The sequence below is a fragment of the Bradyrhizobium paxllaeri genome (assembly GCF_001693515.2).
Taxonomy (GTDB): domain Bacteria; phylum Pseudomonadota; class Alphaproteobacteria; order Rhizobiales; family Xanthobacteraceae; genus Bradyrhizobium; species Bradyrhizobium paxllaeri.
In genome coordinates this window covers 4,766,103-4,783,036 of record NZ_CP042968.1, presented here as the reverse complement: position 1 = coordinate 4,783,036, position 16,934 = coordinate 4,766,103, and the positions used below count along the sequence as shown (strand labels likewise).

At 61.9% G+C, this 16,934-nt stretch carries 18 protein-coding genes and 1 tRNA gene; 12 read left to right on the top strand and 7 right to left on the bottom strand.

Translation table 11 applies throughout. The annotated features are described in order from the left end of the window. Window positions 1-28: 28 nt before the first annotated feature. Both LMTR21_RS22850 and LMTR21_RS40185 read left to right on the top strand, forming a co-directional pair. On the top strand, window positions 29-2,149 hold the full coding sequence (locus LMTR21_RS22850) for a sodium-translocating pyrophosphatase (protein WP_065750589.1): 2,121 nt from the start codon (window positions 29-31) through the stop codon (window positions 2,147-2,149). A gap of 101 nt (window positions 2,150-2,250) precedes the next feature. Further along, window positions 2,251-2,406, top strand: coding sequence for a hypothetical protein (locus tag LMTR21_RS40185; protein WP_187399163.1), 156 nt, complete (start codon window positions 2,251-2,253; stop codon window positions 2,404-2,406). A 151-nt stretch (window positions 2,407-2,557) separates the two neighbouring features. On the opposite strand, the gene LMTR21_RS22845 is transcribed toward LMTR21_RS40185, so the two are convergent. The 6 genes from LMTR21_RS22845 to LMTR21_RS22820 form a co-directional block, all read right to left on the bottom strand. After that, window positions 2,558-3,562 carry a Bug family tripartite tricarboxylate transporter substrate binding protein gene (locus LMTR21_RS22845; protein WP_065750590.1) on the bottom strand — a complete coding sequence of 335 codons (1,005 nt, stop codon included), beginning with the start codon at window positions 3,560-3,562 and terminating at the stop codon, window positions 2,558-2,560. A 281-nt stretch (window positions 3,563-3,843) separates the two neighbouring features. After that, window positions 3,844-5,070, bottom strand: coding sequence for a hypothetical protein (locus LMTR21_RS40180; protein WP_187399162.1), 1,227 nt, complete (start codon window positions 5,068-5,070; stop codon window positions 3,844-3,846). 69 nt (window positions 5,071-5,139) lie between these two features. Continuing rightward, window positions 5,140-5,568 (bottom strand): response regulator, encoded by a 429-nt coding sequence (locus LMTR21_RS41865; protein WP_084030389.1) that lies wholly within the window; start codon window positions 5,566-5,568, stop codon window positions 5,140-5,142. Window positions 5,569-5,655: 87 nt separating this feature from the next. Continuing rightward, window positions 5,656-6,291: a response regulator gene (locus LMTR21_RS41860; RefSeq protein WP_430642591.1), complete on the bottom strand. Its 636-nt coding sequence runs from the start codon at window positions 6,289-6,291 to the stop codon at window positions 5,656-5,658. A gap of 67 nt (window positions 6,292-6,358) precedes the next feature. Then, window positions 6,359-7,090, bottom strand: a complete 732-nt coding sequence (locus LMTR21_RS22825) for a sensor histidine kinase (protein WP_065750594.1) — start codon at window positions 7,088-7,090, stop codon at window positions 6,359-6,361. A 194-nt stretch (window positions 7,091-7,284) separates the two neighbouring features. Further along, complete coding sequence (locus LMTR21_RS22820) at window positions 7,285-7,761, bottom strand: outer membrane protein assembly factor BamE (RefSeq protein ID WP_430642464.1); 477 nt, start codon at window positions 7,759-7,761, stop codon at window positions 7,285-7,287. A gap of 130 nt (window positions 7,762-7,891) precedes the next feature. On the opposite strand from LMTR21_RS22820, the gene LMTR21_RS22815 reads away from it, so the two are divergent. The 9 genes from LMTR21_RS22815 (at window position 7,892) to LMTR21_RS22775 (ending at window position 14,272) form a co-directional block, all read left to right on the top strand. Then, window positions 7,892-8,443: a ubiquinol-cytochrome C chaperone family protein gene (locus LMTR21_RS22815; RefSeq protein WP_065750718.1), complete on the top strand. Its 552-nt coding sequence runs from the start codon at window positions 7,892-7,894 to the stop codon at window positions 8,441-8,443. Then, a complete protein-coding gene (locus LMTR21_RS22810) occupies window positions 8,440-9,024 on the top strand; it encodes a YceD family protein (protein WP_065750596.1) in 585 nt (194 codons plus the stop codon). Before LMTR21_RS22815 ends, LMTR21_RS22810 begins: the two co-directional genes overlap by 4 nt. A 300-nt stretch (window positions 9,025-9,324) precedes the next feature. After that, window positions 9,325-10,380, top strand: a complete 1,056-nt coding sequence (plsX, locus tag LMTR21_RS22805; RefSeq protein WP_065750597.1) for a phosphate acyltransferase PlsX — start codon at window positions 9,325-9,327, stop codon at window positions 10,378-10,380. Then, window positions 10,377-11,354, top strand: a complete 978-nt coding sequence (locus LMTR21_RS22800) for a beta-ketoacyl-ACP synthase III (protein ID WP_065750598.1) — start codon at window positions 10,377-10,379, stop codon at window positions 11,352-11,354. Before plsX ends, LMTR21_RS22800 begins: the two co-directional genes overlap by 4 nt. Before the next feature lie 132 nt (window positions 11,355-11,486). Then, a complete protein-coding gene (locus tag LMTR21_RS22795) occupies window positions 11,487-11,816 on the top strand; it encodes an integration host factor subunit alpha (protein ID WP_057858942.1) in 330 nt (109 codons plus the stop codon). A gap of 77 nt (window positions 11,817-11,893) precedes the next feature. Continuing rightward, entirely contained in the window at window positions 11,894-12,454 is a 561-nt protein-coding gene (locus LMTR21_RS22790; RefSeq protein WP_065750599.1) for a MerR family transcriptional regulator, read from the top strand. A 90-nt stretch (window positions 12,455-12,544) separates the two neighbouring features. Continuing rightward, window positions 12,545-12,622: transfer RNA gene (locus LMTR21_RS22785), tRNA-Pro, on the top strand. Window positions 12,623-13,008: 386 nt separating this feature from the next. Then, the gene (locus LMTR21_RS22780) at window positions 13,009-13,590 is read left to right on the top strand and encodes a hypothetical protein (protein ID WP_065750600.1); all 582 of its coding nucleotides are present in this window, start codon (window positions 13,009-13,011) and stop codon (window positions 13,588-13,590) included. 16 nt (window positions 13,591-13,606) lie between these two features. After that, window positions 13,607-14,272, top strand: a complete 666-nt coding sequence (locus tag LMTR21_RS22775; protein WP_065750601.1) for a hypothetical protein — start codon at window positions 13,607-13,609, stop codon at window positions 14,270-14,272. A gap of 51 nt (window positions 14,273-14,323) precedes the next feature. Here LMTR21_RS22775 and LMTR21_RS22770 read toward each other — a convergent pair whose 3' ends face one another. Further along, window positions 14,324-15,547 (bottom strand): ABC transporter substrate-binding protein, encoded by a 1,224-nt coding sequence (locus tag LMTR21_RS22770; RefSeq protein ID WP_065750602.1) that lies wholly within the window; start codon window positions 15,545-15,547, stop codon window positions 14,324-14,326. 350 nt (window positions 15,548-15,897) lie between these two features. Here LMTR21_RS22770 and LMTR21_RS22765 point away from each other — a divergent pair, with 350 nt between their 5' ends. Next, complete coding sequence (locus LMTR21_RS22765; protein ID WP_065750719.1) at window positions 15,898-16,803, top strand: dihydrodipicolinate synthase family protein; 906 nt, start codon at window positions 15,898-15,900, stop codon at window positions 16,801-16,803. The last annotated feature ends 131 nt before the right edge of the window (window positions 16,804-16,934 follow it).

Below are 16,934 nucleotides of genomic sequence, written 5' to 3'. Positions count from 1 at the left end.
GCGGAAACGAGCATCTGAGGCAAATTCAATGACAGCATTGTGGGTGATTGTGCTCTGCGGAGCGCTTTCGATTCTTTACGCCATCTGGGCCACGTCTTCGGTTCTGAAATCGGACGCCGGCAATCCGCGCATGCAGGAAATCGCGGCGGCGGTGGCCGAAGGCGCGCAGGCCTACCTCAAGCGCCAGTACATGACGATCGCTATGGTCGGCGTCGTGATTTTCGCCCTGCTGGCCTACTTCCTCGGCATGCTGGTTGCGATCGGCTTCCTGGTCGGCGCCGTGTTGTCGGGCGCCGCCGGCTTCATCGGCATGAACGTCTCGGTCCGCGCCAACGTGCGCACCGCGCAGGCGGCGACGACTTCGCTGGCCGGCGGCCTTGAACTGGCCTTCAAGGCCGGTGCGATCACCGGCCTTCTGGTGGCCGGCCTCGCGCTGCTCGGCGTCACCATCTACTTCGCCTATCTCACCCAGATCATGGGGCTGAAGGCCAATGACCGCGTCGTGGTCGACGCGCTGGTGGCGCTCGGCTTCGGCGCCTCGCTGATCTCGATCTTCGCTCGTCTCGGCGGCGGCATCTTCACCAAGGGGGCGGACGTCGGCGGCGATCTCGTCGGCAAGGTCGAGGCCGGTATCCCCGAGGACGATCCGCGCAACCCGGCGACCATCGCCGACAACGTCGGCGACAACGTCGGTGACTGCGCCGGCATGGCCGCCGACCTGTTCGAGACCTATGCGGTGACCGCGGTCGCCACCATGGTGCTCGCCGCGATCTTCTTCGCGAACTCGCCGCTGCTGGTGAACATGATGACCCTGCCGCTCGCCATCGGCGGCATCTGCATCATCACCTCGATCATCGGCACCTTCTTCGTCAAACTCGGCGCCAGCCAGTCCATCATGGGCGCGCTGTACAAGGGCCTGATCGCAACGGGCGTCCTGTCGCTGCTCGGCGTTGCCGCCGTCATTCACTGGTTGATCGGTTTCGGCGAACTGGCAGGCGTGAAGTACACCGGTATGGCGCTGTTCCAGTGCGGCGTCGTCGGCCTCATCGTCACCGGCCTGATCATCTGGATCACCGAATACTACACCGGCACCGACTATCGTCCGGTGAAGTCGATTGCGGCTTCCTCGGTCACCGGCCATGGCACCAACGTGATCCAGGGTCTGGCGATCTCAATGGAAGCGACCGCGCTGCCCGCGATCGTCATCATCGCCGGCATCCTGGTCACCTACAGCCTTGCCGGCCTGTTCGGTATCGCGATTGCGACCACGACGATGCTGGCGCTGGCCGGCATGATCGTCGCGCTCGACGCTTTCGGCCCGGTCACGGACAATGCCGGCGGCATCGCCGAAATGGCCGGCCTGCCGAAGGAGGTCCGCAAGTCGACCGACGCGCTCGACGCCGTCGGAAACACCACCAAGGCGGTCACCAAGGGCTACGCGATCGGCTCCGCCGGTCTCGGCGCGCTGGTGCTGTTCGCGGCCTACAATGAAGACCTCAAGTTCTTCATCGCCAATTCGTCCAAGAACGTCTACTTCCAGGGCGTCGCTCCGGACTTCTCGCTCAACAACCCCTACGTCGTGGTCGGCCTCCTGTTCGGCGGCCTGCTGCCGTATCTATTCGGCGCGCTCGGCATGACCGCCGTCGGCCGTGCGGCCGGCGCGATCGTCGAGGAAGTGCGGCGCCAGTTCCGCGAGAAGCCCGGCATCATGCAGGGCACCGACAAGCCGGATTATGGCAAGGCCGTCGACCTCCTTACCAAGGCGGCGATCAAGGAAATGATCATCCCGTCGCTGTTGCCGGTGCTGTCGCCGATCTTCGTCTACTTCGCGATCTACGCGATCGCGGGCGGCGGTGCGGCCGGCAAGTCGGCTGCATTCTCGGCGGTCGGCGCCATGCTGCTCGGCGTGATCGTGACCGGCTTGTTCGTTGCGATCTCGATGACCTCGGGCGGCGGCGCCTGGGACAACGCCAAGAAGTACATCGAGGACGGTCACTACGGCGGCAAGGGTTCCGACGCCCACAAGGCGGCGGTGACCGGCGACACCGTCGGCGATCCCTACAAGGATACGGCGGGTCCGGCGGTGAACCCGATGATCAAGATCACCAACATCGTGGCGCTGCTGCTGCTGGCGATCCTGGCGCACTGAGCTGCGAGCTGATGGAAACGAAAACCCCGCGGTGCGAGCCGCGGGGTTTTTGCTTGGCATGAAACTCGTTCGTTGTAAGCGGACAACACGGAGACCAATCTATGTCGCTCTCATCTGCCCGGAATTATGCACTCCGCGCCTCCAAATCGCAGGACCAGAAGGAGGCCATCGAACTGCTGTCCAAGGCCATTCTGGAGTTGGCTTTGTCAATTGAAGCCACGGATGCGAAGGTCAAGAAGATCAACAAGTCGTCCTAGGTACTAGGGCATTATGCGGAGCGATCCATCTCCGCCCGTCGGATCGAAACGAAAACCCCGCGGCGCGCGAGCCGCGGGGTTTTTGCTTTGGGGTGTGTAGTTCGTAGCCCGGATTACGCTTCGCTCCATCCGGGCTACAGGAGCTACCTTCTCAATTCACATCCATCTGCAAGCCTTCGCGCTTGATGATCTCGCCGAACTTCGCCGTCTCGGCCTGCACAAAGTCAGAGAATTGCTGCGGCGTGCCCCAGTCGGCGGTGGCGCCCATGTTGGCGATAGTCTTCTTCACATCATCGCGCGCCAGCATCGCCTTGATCTCCTTGTTGAGCGCCTCGATGACGGGAGCGGGCGTGGCCTTCGGCAGGAAGATGCCGAACCAGGAGGAGACGTCGAACTTCGCAAGTTCGGGTACGCCCTCGCGGATCGTCGGGATGTTCGGCGCCGCCGGGGTACGTTCAGGCGTCGTCACGCAAAGCGCGGTGAGCTTGCCTTCCTGGGTTTGCGGCAGCGTCGGGTAGAGATTGTCGAACAGGATCTGAATGTCGCCGGCAAGCGCTGCCTGCAGCGCCGGACCTGCGCCGCGGAATGGCACATGCACCATCTTCAGGCCGGTGAGTTGCAGGAACCAGGCGCCGGTGAGGTGAGGGCTCTGCCCGACTCCGGAGGAGCCGTAGGTCAGCTTGTCCGGATTGGCCTTGATGTAGGCGATCAACTCCGGGATCGACTTGATTCCGGTCGACGGATGCGCCGACACGATGTTCGGAATGCGGATCATGTTGCTGACCGGCTGCAACTGGTCGGCCTTGTAGGTCATGTTGCGGAAGATGCTGTAGGCGATCGCATTCGGACCGGGATTGCCGACCAGGATGACGTGGCCATCAGCCCTGCCTCGCACGGCTTCGGCAGTGCCGATGGTGCCGCCGCCGCCGGAGCGGTTTTCCACGACAGCCGACTGGCCCCAAGCGGTCTGCAGATGCGCGGCCAGCAGCCGGCCCATCACGTCAGTGCTGCCGCCGGCCGCCGCCGGTACGATGAGACGCACAGTCTCGGTCGGCCGCCAGTCGGAGCCGAAGCTCGAGCGCGGCAAGATTGCCGCCGCCGAAACGGCTGCAGCTCCGGTCAAAACGCGGCGTCGAGAAATAGTTTTAATCGTCACAAGTTCACTCCCTGCTTTGGATTCTTGTTGGCAGGGACCGTAGGCAGCGCGCGCGCTGAGAGCAAGCGGGCGACTTGGCGCATGATTTCCGTGTCGCGGAACGCAGTCAGACGCTCGCAGAACTGCGCAGGCTGCCAGCGCTCCGGCGCTTGCGGCAGAGAGCTACCGGCGCCGCGGAACAGCACAGGATGCTTGCTCCGCGGCCAAACCTTCATGCGAACGGTTTGTTCAATGCTCGAATGCCGGTGCCGGGTCGCGGTGCCCGGCGCGGCGGCGTCAATTCATTTTGGCCCCCCGAAAAACAATTTAGCTCCCCACTTGAAGAGGCTCTTGATGTGCGTGGCGCCCTTGCTGCCGTCGTAGTCGAATTCGACAGTTGTTCCGCTTGGCTGGCGCTTGATGCGGAATTTGATCCCGGCGAGGACGAAGTAGCTAAAGGTCGCGGTCAGCGCTGTTTGAACGGTAAGAGTTCCAGCGAGGAAAATCTCACCCTTCTCGGCCGCCAACGGACTTGAATCCCAGCGCACGGACTCGAGCCTGTCGGTGTCAGTCGTTCCCTTGCTGAGATAGGCAAGCGCGACCAGTTCATTGTGTGCTTCTGAAAGGAACCAGTCGAGGTCTTCCGTAAGCGCAAGAGTCGGCGGTTCTCCCGGAGCTACGGACCATTCGCCGTCCTCGCCATATGTCACCGTACATTTGTTGTATAGAAAGTCGCCTGGGGCATTGACCGGCTGAGCGTCATTGGAAACGTCATTCCAGCTGGCAAGGGAATTGGCGCTGTAGTCCCCGGTGGCCACATAAAATGTCAGCTTGGGCGTCAGCGTTCTCGTTTGGTTGGGTTCGGGATCCCAGGTCATGCCGACGAAGCCTGCCTCGGTTTGAATTCCGAACGACTGATTAGCAAACCAGCCGTTATTCTCGTTTTTCACCTTGTCGTACGGGTTGGACACGAGAGCGATTGTATTTGCAGGAGCCTGCACGCCGCTGTTGGCCATTGTAGGCCCTTCGTTGGGCGGCCAGTTCGCGTAGTTTGCCTGCCACGTATCCTGTAAACTGGCGTCGTTGGTGACGTTGGACACGACCACGACGTTCAGTCCGACAGCATGCGTGCTTGCACCGGCGCCGACCACGTACTGAACGGGGACTTCGAAATAATTTGACGCAGGACTGTTCGGCACGACTTCCAGATTGGCGCTGGAGTTGGCATACACCTTGGGGTCGTTGATGAGTTCCTGGGGAGGCGCCAGGAAACACCAAAAGAGCTGTGAGTCAGCCGACTTGTTGACGAGGTAAATGGTGTAAGTATCGGTCATCGTTGTTCCTCCTGATGATGCAAGACGTGCAATCAGCGTTGCCTGCTTTTGATTGCGGGGCTTGCTGTTTTTCACAAAGCCCTTGCGGCTTGCCTCGGGAAATCGAAGCGCGTCGCGGGCGTTGCTGATCGCCCCACGCCGGCCTTGTCGCTCCTTCGGATCGACGCCAGTGCCTGGAGCGACGATGCCCTCCATGCCTGGTCATCTGCATCGGGGCCGCGCCCTGATTCTTGCGTAGGGGATTTCCCGATGGCGGCGGCCCCGTCAGTTTTTGGGGGTCCCGTAGGCCTCGCCACGCAGCACGCTCCTGACCGCGGGCAGCAGCAGTTCGGTCATCTGATGCTTGGCGAGGTAACCGTCGGCGCCGGCGGCAAAGGCGCTGCGAACGTAGAGCGGGGAATCGTGCGTGCTCAGCACCAGGATCCGCAGGCCCAGATGGCGGGAGCGAATGTCTCTCACCAACTCCAAACCATCGTCGCCGTGAATGAGCGAAAGGTCAGTGATCACGAGGTCGGGCCGCGCGACGGCAATCGCGATCAGCCCATCCTGCAGGGTAGCCGCCTCAGCGCAGACGATGAGATCAGGTTCGGCATTGATCAGAGCGACAAGACCGCGCCGTATCAATGGGTGATCGTCGACGATGAGGATCCGCCGCCGGCCCTGCCTTGATTGTGCAGTTCGCTTTCGCAACATGCCCCAGCCCGCTCGGCTCCCGCGACCCGCAACCGGCTCTGCGCCGTCACGGGCGGGAAGTCATCAGGCCGGAGCGGATTCTTTACGTTAGGGTAACCCCCCATCTTGGCGAATCGGAGAGCTGCCCCCGATTCGGCCGGATTCGACCCATTGGGTCGCACGCTGGGCGAGTTCAGCGGCGGTCTCGATCGCCAGCTTGTCCTTGATGTGCGCGAGGTGGGATTCGACCGTCTTGACGCTCCGGCTAAGGACCCCCGCAATCTGGCGCGTGGTCCGACCCTGACCCACAAGGCGAAATATCTGCAATTGGCGGTCGCTGAGCATGCGGACCGGCGAGGCGGTTTCGAGGCTCCGGCCGCCGATATATTGCTTCGCCAACCGCCGTTGCAGCGCTTCGCTCATGTAAGTTTCGCCGGCGAGCACCTGGCGGATGGCCGCCAGTACGGTCTCATCGAGTTGATGCTTGGCGACATAACCGAGAGCGCCTGCGCCGAGGGCGCGCTCGGCATAGACCGCTTCATCGTGAACCGAAAGCACCAGCGAGGGAATGCCGGGATGGCGCGCCTTGATTTCCTTGACGAGATCCAGGCCATCCTCATCGCCAAGCACAAGATCGACAATCACCAGATCTGGCGGTCTTTTCCTGATGGCCTCAAGCGCAGCCAGCCGCGTGCCGACGGCATCATGGGCGGCGAGGCCGGGCTCCGACTGGATCAGGGCCATCAATCCGCGACGTAGCAGCGGGTGATCGTCGACAACGAGCAGCGTTTTGCTGGCCGTGGGCAAGGGTTCAAGAGGGCCCGCGGACATTCTCGGCGCCTTCGGACGGTTCGTCGCTCGGCGGCAGGGAAAAGACGCATGTCACCACGACACCGCGCCCGGGCTGCGCCGCTACCTCGAGCGAGCCGCCGATCGCGCGGGCGCGGTAGCTCATCGTATGCAATCCAATGCCGTCATCGCCGTTCTGTTCGGGCAGACCGATGCCATTGTCCCGGATGCTCAGAGATCCCGAGCCGTCGATGCAAGCCAACCGGATCTCGATTTCGCTCGCGCGGCCGTGAGTGATCGCATTGCGTACGGCTTCCTGGGCAATGCGCACGAGATGCGCCGTTGTTTCCGGGTGAAGCCGGAAAGTGCTCCCGTCCTCCACAAGCGCACAGAACGCGCCTTGCCCGCGGCTGACATTGCGCGCCAGCGAATCGAGAGCATCCACCAGCCCGGCGCCATTCAGTCCGGTCGGCCAAAGACCGTGGGCGAGGTCTCGCGCCTCGCCGATCGTCTGGTTCAGCAGCCGGACAATCTCGGCAGCGGCCGCGGCAGGACCGGGTTCGGCATTCACCGCCAAATTGCGCGCCAGCACCGCGGTCAAGGCTGCGATGCCGGCGAGCGACTGGCAGAGTCCGTCGTGCAATTCCTGCCCGAGGCACTGTCTCTCGTGGTCGGCGATTGCAAGAATCTCGCGCTCCAGAGTTTCCAGTCGCGCGCGGTCGCACGCTGACGCCGCAGCCGGTTCGCCGAGCATCGCCAGGTACCGATATGTTGTTTGGATCGTGCATCTTTAGGTTGCATCAAAATATTTGCGGCGTCAACGCCACAGATGGTGCCTGCGAATGAGACAAACATACGCAGATGAATGTGCGCGCAGAAGCGGGCGAGCTGCAGTCCTGAAAATGCCGCATGCATTTCCTGCGGACGCAGCGGCTTTCGCTTGCGGGCCTAGTTGAAGCTGAGCAGCTTGAACAGCGGCGTCAGGTAGCTGAGCTCCTGGCCGGATGTGGGCGTGGTGCGGCTGATGAAGTCGAAGATCTTGCCGTCCTGCAATCCGTAATTGGCAAGCCGCGTCACCTGGCGGTTCTTGTCGAAATAGATCGCGATCACGCGCTGGTCGACGACCTGCTGATTCATGAAGGCGACTTTGCGCTCGGAGCGCTGCGAGATGTAATAGAACACCTCGCCGTTCAGGGTCGCGACCGTCGACGGCGTTCCCATCACGATCAGCACCTGATCCTGGCTGGCGCCGATCGGAATCTGCTCCAGCGCATTGGGCGGCAGGATATAGCCCTTCTGGAACTGCTCGCCGGTGCAGCCGGCCAGCGCCGCGCAGATCAATGCCACGGCCGCCGCTGTGCGAAAACCGCGCCGGCGTGCGGACAGGCTGCGAGGCGAGGGCACGCTGGTGCTCAGGTGGCTCATTTCAGTCATGTCAGGAATTAGCCCGTCCTCTTGCATCGCGCGGTGCGTTGACGTACCGGGCAGCACGCTGGATTGCAACATGCGCGGGCTCCCGGCAAAGAATCTGGAGGGCTCGCTCGCGGAACCCACAATGCTTTGGCCGTTCAATCACTTCAGGAAACCCCGGCCGCCGTTGCGCGGCACCATCGAGGCCATCTATGGCATGATCGTGACGCAGGCGCGAGAACCGTTGTTTTATCGGGACTTTGGGGTTCCGGACACGGTTAACGGCCGTTTTGACCTGCTTCTGGTCCATTTGTGGCTGGTCCTGCGGCGGTTGAAATCGGTCGAGGGTGCCACGACCCTGTCGCAGGGGCTGTTCGACCATTTTTGCAACGATATGGACGATAATCTGCGCGAGATGGGGGTGAGTGACCTCAAGGTGCCGAAGCGGATGCAGGCCTTCGGCGAGGCCTTCTATGGCCGGACGGCGGCCTATGACATGGCGCTGACCGAGGGGCGGGAGGCGCTGGCGCAGGCAATGTGCAAGAATATCCTCAACGGCGAGAATATCGAAAAAGCCCGGCTGCTTGCCGCCTATGCCGAATCGGCGATCGTCACCCTGGACAGTCTCGACGAGGCGTCGCTGCTAAGCGGCTCGGCCAGGTTTCCGGTGCCGGAGAAGGCGGGCGCACGGCGATGAACAAGACCGGCACAGAGAAGCCTGACCCGTGGCGCGTCCCCGTTGCCGTCGCGCAGATCCCCGAAACGGGCCTGCATCGCGACATCGAGGCCGATCAGGCCATCCGTAACGCGATGGCCGAAATGGGCGGTCTGCGCGAGGTGCTGTCGGCGCAGGCCACGTTCGACGTCACCCCAAAGAGCGGCGGCCGCTTCCACGTGGCCGGCCACGTGCGGGCACGCATCGGGCAGACCTGTGTGGTGACGCTGGAGGAGATCGAGAACGACATCGACGAACCGATCGATCTGATCTTCGCGCCACCCGAGCAGATCCCGCAGATGGCCGCGCTGGTCGACGAGGCCGAGGAGAGCGACGAGGAAACGCCCGATCCGCCCGAGCCGATCGAGAACGGCATGATCGACCTCGGCAGGGTTGCCACTGATGCACTGTATCTCGCCGTCGATCCCTATCCGCGCAAAGCCGGGGCCGTATTTGAGCCGATGGTTGAGGCCGCCGATCCCGAAGATCATCCGTTCGCGGCGCTCAAGGCGCTCAAGGTAGGGCCCAAAAAATCCCGCTCCAGGAAGCCCAAAGGCAAGTAGCCGGCAGTTAAAGTGCCCAGCGAAGCTGCCGCCGGCTCGATGTAACTCTGATGGTTGGCCAATAATTTCCCGTAAGATATTGATTTTTATCACGATATCTTGTGTTCTTGATTTCAGGCCACACAGCTTCCCTTTCGCCAAAAGAGGGTGGCCAAGAGGTTGTGTCGGGACGCGGAAACGCTATTGTCGCGGCCCGGCGGGGGCGCAGGTTGCGTTTCGCCGAGCGCCGCGTAGATGGTGCCATTCCAGTGCGCGGCCGGCTCTACGAGGGCCGCGAGAGATCAGGTTTCCGGGACGTTCATGCCGCAAAAGGTTCGAATCGCGCTTGACGCCATGGGCGGCGATGTCGGCGCATCGGTCGTCATTCCCGGCGCGGCGATCTCCTTGAAACGGCATCCCGACAGCGAATTCCTGCTTTATGGCGACAGCAAGCTGATCGACGCAGAATTGGCGAAGCACCCCGCACTAAAGGCGGCTTCGCGCGTTATCCATACCGACGTGGCAATCAGCAATGACGACAAGCCGAGCCACGCGCTGCGGCGGGGCCGCAAGACCTCCTCGATGTGGCTTGCGATCGATGCGGTCAAGCGGGGCGAGGCTGATGTCGTGGTTTCCGCCGGCAACACCGGTGCGCTCATGGCGATGGCGCGGCTTCACTTGCGCACACTGCCCGGTATCGACCGACCGGCAATCGCAGCGCTTTGGCCGACCGTGCGCGGCGATACCGTCGTGCTTGATCTCGGCGCATCGATCGGCGGCGATGCGCACCATCTGGTGTCGCTAGCGGAGATGGGCGGCGCGATGGCGAGCGTTCTGTTCAATATCGAGCGTCCGACCGTCGGGCTGCTCAATATTGGCCGCGAAGAGATGAAGGGACACGAGGAAATCCGTGAGGCCGCGGAGCGGTTGCGGGCGATGAACCTGCCGCAGCTCAATTATGTTGGCTTCGTCGAGAGCGATGACATCGGCAGGGGAGCGGTCGACGTGGTCGTGACCGAAGGCTATTCCGGCAATATCGCGCTGAAAGCGGCCGAAGGGACCGCGCGGCAGATGTCGGATTTCCTGCGTAACGCCCTGACGCAAAACTGGTTGAGACGTATCGGCTATCTCCTTGCCCGTGGCGCCTTTCAGGCGCTGCGCGCCAAGATGGACCCCAACAAATCCAATGGTGGTATGCTGCTTGGATTGAAAGGGTTGGTTGTCAAAAGCCATGGCGGAACCAACGCCGAAGGCTTTGCCTACGCAGTCGATGTTGGCTATGAGATGGTCCGCTGCGATCTCCTCACCAAGATCACTCAGATGATAAATAGCGACGGTAGTGCGCTGGCACAGACCGCGCAGGAGGCTGTCTCGTGACTGCGAAACGTTCGGTCGTGCTGGGCTGCGGCTCTTATCTGCCGCAGAAGGTGCTGACCAATGCGGAACTCGCCGCCCGTATAGATACGTCGGACGAGTGGATCGTTCAGCGGACCGGCATCCGGGAGCGGCACATTGCGGCCGAAGGCGAGTTCACCTCGCACCTCGCGGTCAACGCCGCGCGTGCGGCGCTGGATCATGCCGGCCTCGACGCCCAGGCCATCGACCTGATCGTGCTGGCGACCTCGACGCCGGACAACACTTTCCCGGCGACCGCGGTTGCGGTTCAGAATGAACTCGGCATCCACCATGGCGCCGCCTTCGATCTGCAGGCGGTGTGCTCCGGCTTCGTCTTCGCGCTCGCCACCGCCGACAATTTCCTGCGCTCAGGCGCCTACAGGCGCGCGCTGGTGATCGGCGCAGAAACCTTCTCGCGCATTCTCGACTGGAACGACCGCGGCACCTGCGTGCTGTTCGGCGATGGTGCCGGCGCGGTCGTGCTCGAGGCGCAGGACCAGCCGGGCCTGCCTTCCGACCGCGGCGTGCTGACGACGCATCTGCGCTCGGACGGCCGGCACAAGGCAAAGCTGTTCGTCGACGGCGGTCCTTCCAGCACCCAGACCGTCGGCTATCTCCGGATGGAAGGCCGCGAAGTGTTCAAGCACGCGGTGGGCATGATCACGGATGTGATCGTGGATGCCTTCAATGCGACGGGAACCAGCGCCGAGGAGATCGACTGGTTCATTCCGCATCAGGCCAACAAGCGAATCATCGATGCTTCAGCGCACAAGCTTCATATTGCGCCGCAGAAGGTGGTGCTGACCGTGGATCTGCACGGCAATACGTCGGCGGCGTCGATTCCGCTGGCGCTTTCGGTCGCCGTCAAGGATGGGCGCGTGAAGAAGGGCGATCTGGTGCTGTTCGAAGCCATGGGCGGCGGCTTCACCTGGGGTTCCGCACTCGTGCGCTGGTAAGCGCTGGGTAAAACTACCGATTAAAATTGTGGCCGTGTTCATGCTTCTGCATGATGCTCGCTGTTGACCATTGCGAGCTAACCTCATAATTTCAGGCAATAAATTTTGTTCGCCGAGAGTGCGGGGCAGGCGATGACCGGGACCGGAAAAACAGTCACACGTGTCGATCTCTGCGAGGCGGTCTACCAGAAGGTGGGCCTCTCGCGAACGGAATCGTCCGCGTTTGTCGAGCTCGTTTTGAAAGAGATTACCGATTGCCTGGAGAAAGGCGAGACGGTGAAGCTGTCATCGTTCGGCTCGTTCATGGTGCGCAAGAAGGGTCAGCGCATCGGACGTAACCCGAAGACCGGTACTGAAGTGCCGATCTCGCCGCGTCGTGTGATGGTGTTCAAGCCATCGGCGATTCTGAAGCAGCGCATCAACGGCCATGCGGTGGGCAACGGCGAAAGCAAGGCCGAATAGCGAGACCGAGTACCACGACCGCGTAGCAAGGCGAGTACTGCGTCTTCACCAACTAGATGAGTTGAGAGGAGTGGCATTTGGACAAAGCGCCGGATGCGTTCCGCACCATCAGCGAAGTCGCTGAAGAGCTCGACATTCCCCAGCACGTGCTGCGATTCTGGGAGACGCGATTCGCCCAGATCAAGCCGATGAAGCGAAGCGGCGGGCGGCGTTACTATCGCCCCGACGACGTCGATCTGCTGAAGGGCATCCGTCGTCTGCTGTACGGCGAGGGCTACACCATCCGCGGCGTGCAGCGGATACTGAAAGAGCACGGCATCAAATCCGTGCAGGGACTTGCCGACCAGACCTCGGCCGTCACCTTCGGCGCGGTCGAGGAGGCGATCGGTCTCAGCCTGCAGGAGCCCGAAGAGAGTGAAATCCCGACCACCGATGCCGAGACCGAGGATGAAGACTACGAGACCGAAGAGAAGGAAATCGACTATCGCTTCGCCGATACCGACGACGACGGCATTTTGCTGCCGTTCGCCAGGGGCAAGCCGGGGCCGTCGGAGGCTGACCGCGAGCGCCTCGAACGGGTGCTGCAGGACCTGATTTCCTGCCGGGAGTTGCTGGATACGGCAATGAAGGACGGTTGACCGGGCAGGAACTGGGCCGGCTCGTTGGGCCTCAAAGAGGCCCCTCGCGCGCCTTGCGCCGGACGCTGATCGCAGCTAATGGAACGGCATCGGAGCGTGGCGCAGCCCGGTTAGCGCACTAGTCTGGGAGACTAGGGGTCGGAGGTTCAAATCCTCTCGCTCCGACCATTTAACTTCACGGATAGCAATCCTGATCCCGGCTAAATGCCGAGGGCCCAGACGGCGACGATAGTCCCCAGCACCGCAACGCCGCTAATCGTCCAGCCTGTAAAGTAAGACCCAACATCCGTTTCCGGTCGTTCGACCATGGTATCGCGCCAATGGGTCACCGCGGCCTCCCATAGATTGACATGGCCTCTCGTATGTAAGTCGCGGCCGCGGGCTCAAGGTTCACGCGAGGTGCGGCGCGACGGGCCGCGGGACGCCTTGGGATAGCGCGCTCCAGAAGGTAAATTCGCCTTAACCTCAACCCGAGCATCGATCCGCGATTAACGTTCTTGGCACACTCTGGGTGTTACAAAACCCCCGAGCACAACCTGTGCAGAGTACAAGCCATGGATTTCCTGAAGCGTGCGGCCTTTGTCCTGGGCGGCATCTTTTTGGGCGTAAACCTGATCAACTATTTTGTCATGGGCCACACCGGGGACTACCTGCCGGGCGGCGAACGTATGGGCGAGTGGAGGGCGGCGAAAATACGCGAGGCGTGTTACCCCGCGCTTGAGGCGCCCGAAAAGGACGGGCTGCTCCCGAAGCTTTCCACCGACACGCATCGCGTTGACTGGCGCGATCTCGACCGCGCAAGGGACATGACGGCGGCGCTGAACTGCTATCTCGTCACGCACCCCAACGCGGTCTGCGAGCGGAACAACCGCGCCTACATCGTCGATTACATCAATCGTTATTTTGCGAAGTTCGATGAGATGATGAATACGGCCAAGCGATATGGCGAAGCCGAAATGTCCACGGTGAGGAAGCTCTGGGACAGCCCGCGCAACCGCGCGATCAACGCGGCCCTGTTGCAGGACACCAGTAGCGGGCGATTGATCAAGGCCGATTTCGGCTGGAGCGTGCCCACGGCGATGAAGCCGATGCTCGATCGCTACAAGGGTACGAGCGACAATTGCCCGAAGGCCTAGTGCCAGGAGTTTTAATATGACCGGTGAAATTTTCAGCCTTATCCGCATGCCGCTCATGGCCTTTGCCGGCGGCTTCCTCGTGGTCGGTGGGTGGATCTGGGCGCCCCAAATATCGAGGCTGGTGCAAAGCCAGTTTTCGGGCGGCCCGAGCGTTTCAATGTTCGCCGACGCCAATCGTATCGGCCGGCCGGAAGTCGCGCCGGTCGTGCGAGGCTGTATCTTCAAAGTGATGGATATCGGTGTGGACGCCTCGAAGATGGAGCCGAGCGCTGCATACTTCATCTTGAAGGCCGGCAGTATGCAGGCGAACGTTTCCACCATGCTTGGTAAGTCGGATGGGTGGTCCGAAATCCAGAAAGGCAATCTGGTCGCCGCGTGGGGGCAGTTGGCGAACTGCATCTACGCGCTGGAGGATAGCCAGCTCTGCGATCCCGATAACCGCGCAGCGGCGGTAGAAGCCACCATGAAATTCTTTGGCTACGCGAAGCAGATCGAGGGTTCCATGCCGGGCAGTGACGCACGCGCGATGGAGAATCTCAGAGATCGCTTGCTGATCGTGCTCAAGAACCACCGTCGGTACGGAACGCTCATTGCCTCCGATTTCGGCAGCTTTGCCCCGGCCGAGATATTGCAGGTCATGCGCAGCGAGCAGAAAGAGACCCGCGACATCTGCAAGCGCTGACGCGGCGATTCATCCATCGATCTTCAAGCGCGTCCGGAAAATTCTCGTGGCCTATTTGTTCTGACCGGTCGTGAACGCGGTATCGATCACGTCGCCGATCAACTGCCAGGTCCGGCCGTCGAACTGAACCAGGCGCATCTGCTTGATCGGCCGGTAGTCGTCTGCGCCAGTGTTGACCTTGATGCCGGGCAGAAGGACGGAAACCTCGAAATCCTTCAATGAAGCCGCCTGCCGCATGATATTTTCGCGCGAGAGATCATCGCCGCATTGTTTCAGCACCTGCACCAGCGTCTCCGCGGCGGCATAGCCGTAAAGCGCCGCCCCGCTGCCCTTGTCCCCGTCGCGGTAATACTTGTCCATGAAGTTCAGCCAGTTCTTGATCCCCGGATCGTCCTTCCATGCGGGATCGGTCGGATCCTTGAGGAAGGTGGCCGAAATCACGCCGGCGGATTTCTGCGTTCCAGCCGGCCCCAATGTGGCGCCGATCGAGGCCGCCGCATCATTCAGCAGCAACGCCGGATGCCAATGCAGGTCGGCCGCAAAGCGAATGACTTGCGAGGCTGTGTTCGGCACGCCTGCGAACAGAAGTACCTCTGCGCCCGATCGCTTCAGGATGGAAACATGCCCATCGATATGTTCATCGGCGACATCGAAGGCGAGGCCAACGATGATCATGCGCTTCAGATCGCCGAGGCCTTTCTGGATTCCCTTGTACAGATCGTTGCCGAAGTGATCGTTCTGCCAAACGATCACGATCTTGCGCTCCGGATAGGTGGCCTGAATGTAGTTGGCGTAGATGCGCCCCGCGGACTGGGATGACGGCTGCCAGCCCATCGTCCACGGAAACGCCTTCGGATCGCTCAATTCTTCGGCGCCCGAAACCGGGAACAGGTGGGGTATCTTTTTGTCGTTCAGGAAACGCCGGACCGCTAGGTTCCCCGGCGTTCCGAAGGAACCGAATATCAGGTGGACATTGTCCTGCTCGACCAGTTTGCGCGTCATGTCGAGCGCAACGGTCGGATCGGAATTGTCGTCGCGGGAAATGAAGCGAATCTTGCGGCCGTTGATCCCGCCCTGCGCGTTGATCATGTCGAAATAGGCCGCCTGGGCTCTTCCGATGGCGGCGAATTCGGCCAGCTTCCCTGAATAAGGCATGAGATTGCCGATGCGTATCTCGGTTTCATCGGCGGGTTGTTCCGAACGTTCCGGCGACATCGCACCCAGCGATGTTAACGCGACCGCCATAGCGATCAGGAGTCGGACTGCCACATTCATCTGCGGTGCCCTCGGTATGTCGGTTTTTTGCAGCGAGCGGCGTCAGGCGAACAATCCCCGCGCCCTGTCACGTGAGCCGTACGCCCCCGGGGAAGGGTTTGCCATCGCGCCGTGTAGCCCATTGACATAGGTCAAGGGACTGCCAACGCAACCACTTCGCCGGCGACTATTGGCGCTGCAGCGCAAAAGCCGCCGCCTCCATTGTTGCCCCGGCATTTCTGCTGATCAGCCGCCTCGATGCTGCAACTGGATCACCGCGACGACATTCAATAGGCTTGCCGCAACCGGCTGATATCGCCGGGGAAGCGGGGACACACCCGCATATTCGGATGGAACGCGAGGGCAGACCGATGAAAACACGTCCGACCGGCGTAATACCGCCGATGACCACGCCGTTTCGCAAAGACGGTGAGATTGATTTCAAACTGGTCGCACCCCAGGTCGACTGGCTAATTGGTGCCGGCAGTCATGGTATGGCCGCCGGCGGTTCGACCGGTGAGGGGCATACGCTCGACCACGAGGAATATCGCGACCTGGTGGCGGCGACGGTGGAAGCGGCGAAAGGGCGCGCGCCTGTGATCGCGGGCATCATCGTCGATTCCACCCGCGATGCGATCCGCCGCGGCCGACTGGTGCGCGACATGGACGTCGCGGCGCTCCAGGTGACGCCGGTGCATTATCTGTTCAAGCCGGACGAGCAGGCGATGGTCGATCACTTTCGTCGCATGGCCGACGAAACCGGCATGCCGATCATCATCTACAACGTCGTGCCCTGGTCCTATCTGTCGCCCGCGCTGCTGACGCGGATCATGAACGAGGTGCCGCTGGTCGTCGGCGTCAAGCAGAGCGCGGGCGATCTGAAACTGTTTGCCGATCTCATGATGATGGCGCCGGACAAACTGATCTACAGTGCCGTCGACGCGTTGATGTATCCGTCCTATACGCTCGGTGCGCACGGCTCGATCGCCGCGATTTTGAGCGCCGCGCCGCATGCGTCCGTCGAACTCTGGAATGCGGTCAAGGCGGGCGACCATGTTCGCGCGCTCGAGTTGCACAAGAAGTTGCTGACGCTGTGGAACGCCATCGTCTCGGACAATCTGCCGGCGTGCACGCGCTACGCGCAGTCGCTGCAGGGATTGCCGGCGACATTCTCCCGTGCGCCGATGCCGGAAGCTTCGCCTGCGCAACAGGCCGTCATCCGGAAGGCGCTGGAGGGATTGGGCGCGCTGGGCGGCTCGCGCGAGGCGGCGGAGTAAATTCCGCTCCGCGAAACGGCCGCGAGACAATCGCGCCGCCCGCCTCACGGGCGGCTTTACCGACAGTCGCGAACTGTTACTGTCCTTCCGCACGGGCTCCATTTCCACGAGAGCCCCAACTCAAAAATTGA

Coding starts and splice junctions, on each gene's coding strand:
- LMTR21_RS22820 (WP_430642464.1), bottom strand. CDS start 7,761: ATGAGCCACCTGAGCACCAGCGTGCCCTCGCCTCGCAGCCTGTCCGCA.
- LMTR21_RS22795 (WP_057858942.1), top strand. CDS start 11,487: ATGACCGGGACCGGAAAAACAGTCACACGTGTCGATCTCTGCGAGGCG.
- LMTR21_RS40180 (WP_187399162.1), bottom strand. CDS start 5,070: ATGGAGGGCATCGTCGCTCCAGGCACTGGCGTCGATCCGAAGGAGCGA.
- LMTR21_RS22780 (WP_065750600.1), top strand. CDS start 13,009: ATGGATTTCCTGAAGCGTGCGGCCTTTGTCCTGGGCGGCATCTTTTTG.
- LMTR21_RS22775 (WP_065750601.1), top strand. CDS start 13,607: ATGACCGGTGAAATTTTCAGCCTTATCCGCATGCCGCTCATGGCCTTT.
- LMTR21_RS22815 (WP_065750718.1), top strand. CDS start 7,892: ATGCTTTGGCCGTTCAATCACTTCAGGAAACCCCGGCCGCCGTTGCGC.
- LMTR21_RS41860 (WP_430642591.1), bottom strand. CDS start 6,291: ATGGCCCTGATCCAGTCGGAGCCCGGCCTCGCCGCCCATGATGCCGTC.
- plsX (WP_065750597.1), top strand. CDS start 9,325: ATGCCGCAAAAGGTTCGAATCGCGCTTGACGCCATGGGCGGCGATGTC.
- LMTR21_RS22810 (WP_065750596.1), top strand. CDS start 8,440: ATGAACAAGACCGGCACAGAGAAGCCTGACCCGTGGCGCGTCCCCGTT.
- LMTR21_RS41865 (WP_084030389.1), bottom strand. CDS start 5,568: ATGTTGCGAAAGCGAACTGCACAATCAAGGCAGGGCCGGCGGCGGATC.
- LMTR21_RS22825 (WP_065750594.1), bottom strand. CDS start 7,090: ATGCTCGGCGAACCGGCTGCGGCGTCAGCGTGCGACCGCGCGCGACTG.
- LMTR21_RS22770 (WP_065750602.1), bottom strand. CDS start 15,547: ATGAATGTGGCAGTCCGACTCCTGATCGCTATGGCGGTCGCGTTAACA.
- LMTR21_RS40185 (WP_187399163.1), top strand. CDS start 2,251: ATGTCGCTCTCATCTGCCCGGAATTATGCACTCCGCGCCTCCAAATCG.
- LMTR21_RS22850 (WP_065750589.1), top strand. CDS start 29: ATGACAGCATTGTGGGTGATTGTGCTCTGCGGAGCGCTTTCGATTCTT.
- LMTR21_RS22765 (WP_065750719.1), top strand. CDS start 15,898: ATGAAAACACGTCCGACCGGCGTAATACCGCCGATGACCACGCCGTTT.